Annotated in this window: 7 protein-coding genes; all 7 read left to right on the top strand. The window is 52.2% G+C overall.

Annotated elements, in window-relative coordinates:
* Window positions 1-125 precede the first annotated feature (125 nt).
* The 7 genes from ACLTD4_RS32980 (at window position 126) to ACLTD4_RS32950 (ending at window position 4,411) form a co-directional block, all read left to right on the top strand.
* Entirely contained in the window at window positions 126-803 is a 678-nt protein-coding gene (locus ACLTD4_RS32980) for a response regulator transcription factor (protein ID WP_002603954.1), read from the top strand.
* A 212-nt stretch (window positions 804-1,015) separates the two neighbouring features.
* Complete coding sequence (locus ACLTD4_RS32975) at window positions 1,016-1,384, top strand: VOC family protein (protein WP_117620645.1); 369 nt, start codon at window positions 1,016-1,018, stop codon at window positions 1,382-1,384.
* 49 nt (window positions 1,385-1,433) lie between these two features.
* On the top strand, window positions 1,434-2,150 hold the full coding sequence (locus tag ACLTD4_RS32970) for an alpha/beta fold hydrolase (RefSeq protein ID WP_412331931.1): 717 nt from the start codon (window positions 1,434-1,436) through the stop codon (window positions 2,148-2,150).
* The gene (locus tag ACLTD4_RS32965; protein ID WP_117620793.1) at window positions 2,140-2,703 is read left to right on the top strand and encodes a cyclase family protein; all 564 of its coding nucleotides are present in this window, start codon (window positions 2,140-2,142) and stop codon (window positions 2,701-2,703) included. The genes ACLTD4_RS32970 and ACLTD4_RS32965 overlap by 11 nt, the downstream gene beginning before the upstream one ends.
* A gap of 24 nt (window positions 2,704-2,727) precedes the next feature.
* Window positions 2,728-3,354, top strand: a complete 627-nt coding sequence (locus tag ACLTD4_RS32960) for a hypothetical protein (RefSeq protein WP_117620646.1) — start codon at window positions 2,728-2,730, stop codon at window positions 3,352-3,354.
* A gap of 12 nt (window positions 3,355-3,366) precedes the next feature.
* Window positions 3,367-3,888, top strand: coding sequence for an O-acetyl-ADP-ribose deacetylase (locus ACLTD4_RS32955; RefSeq protein ID WP_025529305.1), 522 nt, complete (start codon window positions 3,367-3,369; stop codon window positions 3,886-3,888).
* A gap of 16 nt (window positions 3,889-3,904) precedes the next feature.
* Window positions 3,905-4,411, top strand: coding sequence for a hypothetical protein (locus tag ACLTD4_RS32950; RefSeq protein WP_147335863.1), 507 nt, complete (start codon window positions 3,905-3,907; stop codon window positions 4,409-4,411).
* Window positions 4,412-4,517: the final 106 nt, after the last annotated feature.

Raw genomic sequence — 4,517 nt, 5'->3', positions numbered from 1 at the left:
ACGGAATATTGTAAAGAGCCACTACGGCACCCTTAGGATCGAAAGCCATCCGGAGACGGGGACCAGTTTTTTTATCATGCTGCCAAGCTACGGAACGGAAGATACAGGAAAGAGAGGTGGAAGCCGTGGAAAGGAAAATAAGAATTCTGGTCGCAGAGGATTTTGACCTCCTTCGTGAAGACCTCTGTGAATTCCTTGATTCTCAGGAGGACATGGAGGCAGCAGGCAGTGCCGGCGGAAAAGAAGAGATTGTAAAGCTGGCGCGGAAGATGGAATTTGATCTCATTCTGATGGATATAGAGATGGAGTATCTGACTTCCGGAATTGAGGCGGCCGAACAGATACGGAATGAAAAACCGGAGGCACAGATTATATTTTTGACGGCCCATGACACGAACCAGATGATCTACACGGCGATGGGGGCTGGAGCTGTGGATTATATTGTCAAGGGATGCCCGGATGAAGAACTGCTTTTCCACATACGCAGCGCCTTTTCCGGTAAGCCGGTGATGGAGGCTAAAATTCAGAAAATGCTGATGAGCGAGTATTCCAGGCTGAGGCGAAGCGAGCAAAGCCTGTTGTTTTTCATTACCAATGTAGGACAGCTGACTCCTGTCGAACGGGAACTGGTGCGCCTGCTGCTGCAGAATTACAAAGTGGGGCAGATTGCCGAACTTCGCGTTGTTGAACTGGTTACGGTAAAGACTCAGATTAAGAGCCTGCTGAGAAAATTCAACTGCACAAGAACAAAGGAAATTGTGAACCTGATACACGAACTGAAATTGGAGCATTTGTTTCTATAGCCGTCAGACGGACAGGGGTAAAAGCCTTCCGGGGACGGCTTTTGTTGTGCAGTCCAATCTGAAATCTGAAATAATGGGCGCAAATATATAGAGAATAATAGCTTCGTGTGATATACTGATTTTATCCCGCAGAGGCTTTTCGCCGGAAGAACTGCGGGATTGGAAGAACATGCACAGGAAAGACAGAATCAATAGGATAAGGAGAAAAGAATATGACAGCATTCAACCATTTTAACTTCAACGTTCTCGATCTGGAAAAGAGTCTTGCATTCTATAAAGAGGCATTGGGCCTCATGCCGGTTCGTGAGAAGGATGCCTCCGACGGCTCCTTTAAACTGGTTTACTTAGGAGACGGAAAAAGTGATTTCACACTGGAACTGACGTATTTGACAGACAGGAAGGAACCGTACGATTTAGGAGAATGTGAATTCCACCTGGCGTTTGCCACGGACGAGTTCGACGCGCTCTATGAGAAACACAAAGCAATGGGCGTTATCTGCTTTGAAAATCCGGGTATGGGAATCTATTTTATCAGCGATCCGGATGGATACTGGATTGAGATCGTTCCGGCCAGGGGATAAGAAGAGCATATTTCAGACACGCTATCATATAGAAAGAGGAGGGGATCAGATGGAACTACATGTCAATGGCGTCAAATTATATTACCGCGTTTCGGGCCATGGTCCGGCCGTGATCCTCGTTCACGGGAATGGGGAAGATCACTCCATTTTTGATGAGACAGCAGCGCTGTTAAGCTGCGACTACACTGTTTACGCCCTGGATTCGCGGGGGCACGGAAAGAGCTCGGTGGTGGAGACGCTGGGCTATCAGAACATGGCGGACGATGTGGCTTCGTTCATTCGGAAGCTGGACATCCGAAAACCGGTGTTCTGCGGCTTCAGCGACGGTGCGATCATCGGAATGCTGGTGGCTGAGCAGAATCCCGGCCTGCTGTCGAAGCTGATTCTCTGTGGCGGCAATGCCTATCCACAGGGAATAAAGGAAAAATGGTTTCAGCTGTTCCGCCTGATCACCCATTTCGACAGGGATCCGAAGATCCGGATGATGTTGGTGGAGCCGCAGATCACAGAGGAAGAGTTAAAACGGATTGCAGAGCCGGTGCTTATTCTGGCCGGAGAGAACGATATGATCAAGGAAGAGCATACCCGCTATCTGGCTTCGAAGATACCGGACAGTCGACTCGTCATTCTTCCGGGGGAAAACCACGGCAGCTATGTGGTGCACAGCAGAAAACTGTACCATCTTATAAAGAAGTTTCTTGCAGAGAAGTTCCCGGCCGATCCGACGGAAAAAAATGGACAGGGAGGAGTTGCACATGCTGATTGATTTGACGGTGGAAGTCACGCCAAAGGCTGCGGCGGATGCCCAGGGCAATGAGAAGAAGGCGCTGGCGGGTCATCTTGGGACTCATTTTGATGTGATGGACCGGGAGTTTCCGCTGGAATACGTGAAGCGAAAAGGACTGGTCTTCGATGTCAGCCAGGTCTCCGGCCGTGATATCGAGTCCGGAGATATCTTCCTGGACCGGGTGGAGGCGGGAATGTTTGTGGCATTTTTTACAGGATTTCTGGAGCGGACCGGATATGGAACCCCGGTTTACTTTAAGGAGCATCCGCAGCTTTCGGATGAACTGATCGACCGGCTGCTGGACAGGGGCGTATCCATCATCGGTATCGACTGCGCAGGAATCCGGCGCGGTGCGGAACATACGCCGAAGGATCAGTACTGCGCGGACCGGAATACCTTTGTGGTGGAGAATTTATGCGGTTTATCCAGGCTCCTGGAGGGAGAAATGGCCACGGAGGCCACCATTTATACGTTCCCTGTGCGTTTTAAGGGCATGACGGGGCTTCCGTGCCGCGTGGCAGGAGAGCGATGAGTATTTCATGCTCAGGAGAATAGAATGTACAGACGAAAGAAAATAATATGGATACTGACCGGCGCGGCCATTCTCGTCCTGGCTGCGGCAGCACTTCTGGTATGGAGGCACAGAGGCGGAGGCGGGGAAGGCACGACGATTCAGAGCACAAAGGCACATCCGCTGCCGGAGGCGGTCTATTATCTGCAAAAGGATGAGGAGTGGGCGGCCGCCCCGCTGGGAGAATCCCGCTTTACCATGGGCAGCTCCGGCTGTCTCGTTACCTGTCTGGCCACACTTTTTGATCTGTATGGAGAGTCCGTGACACCGGGAGAGCTGAACCGGCTCTTTACGGAACAGGGCGTTTACAACGCATCCGGGGACGTAATCTGGGGAAATATCTCTTCCGTATATCCGGAAGCCACGGTAACGGTTTATAAAACGGTAGATGAACAGGCGATTGAGGCGGCTCTGGATCAACAGCAGTATCCGCTTGTCAGGGTTAAGAATCTGGGAGACGGATACTGGCACTGGGTGCTGCTGCTGGGAAGCGGTGACGATGGCTACTTATGCATGGATCCGCTCTACAGCGAAAAGGAGGCCAGACCCTTAAGCGCCCATGGAAATACCGTGTATTCCTGGCGGCTTGTGACGCTGCCGGTGAAGGAATAGAAGGAGGCGCACATGACAGCGAATACGGAAGTCACGACCATGCTGGGGGATATTACGAAGGTGGAAGGCCTGGATGCGATTGTCAATGCAGCCAATTCGTCTCTTCTGGGAGGCGGAGGCGTGGATGGAGCGATCCATCGGGCGGCCGGAAAGGATCTTTTGTTCGAGTGCAGGCTGCTGGGCGGATGTAAGACGGGACAGGCGAAGCTTACGCGTGGATACCGCCTTTCCTGCGGCCATATTATTCACACGGTGGGACCGGTCTGGAACGGGGGATCGAAAGGGGAAGCCGAGCTTCTGGCATCCTGCTACAGAACCTCCCTGGAAGTGGCGAAACAGAACGGAATCAGAAGGATTGCATTTCCGTCCATCTCCACCGGAATTTACCGTTTCCCTGTGGATCTGGCGGCGGTGACGGCGGTGAGGGAAGTGAGACGCCGGATTGAAGAGTATCCGGACGCCTTCGATCTGATTTTATGGGTATTGTTTGATGAAAAGACGAAGAGGGCTTATGATGCGGCCCTGGCAGAATAAGACGGGAGGCTCTGTGATGGCGAAGCAGGACCAGATACGGACGTTTCTGTCTGTGACAGTGGATTTAAAAAAACAGGTCCCCTATCAGGAGACGGTGAAGTGCCTTCTGGAATTCCTGGAGGAACAGGGGCTCGCTCCCGGGCGGATGATGTTTGCGTTTCAGGAGGTGCCGGACACGGCTGCCCCTGTCTTTGCACGGACGGCCACAGGAAAGATGGGGAAAGCATTTCCGCAGACAGGTAAGTATTTAAGGCCGGGTGGTTTAGCAAAACCGCATATCACGACTACATCTAATTTTCCGGCTGTAAAGGGACTGGCATACCGGATTCCGGAAACGGATGAAGAACTGACTCCGGAGCTGTTTACTGCGGTGACGAAGAAGATTCCGAGGCCGTATTCGTTTTACAGCGCGGCTGTCATTCTGGATTCCATTCCGTGGTTCGGAAACACGAATCCTGTCCCGGCGCTTTCGGGCCTGCTGGCAGGAAGGGCTGCGGCAGATGGTCTGCTGTTTTTCTCCTGAGAGGATGGAGCGCATCTGTCAGGCGTCTATGGAAATAAACCGGCTTCTGGAGGAGCGGAGCATGGAGTTTGGCCGGCTTTCCATGCCCAGTCGTATTCCTTATGGG

It is taken from the genome of Hungatella sp., assembly GCF_046966825.1.
Note: the sequence above shows the minus strand (reverse complement) of the source record. Positions and strands in the feature narration are given on the sequence as shown.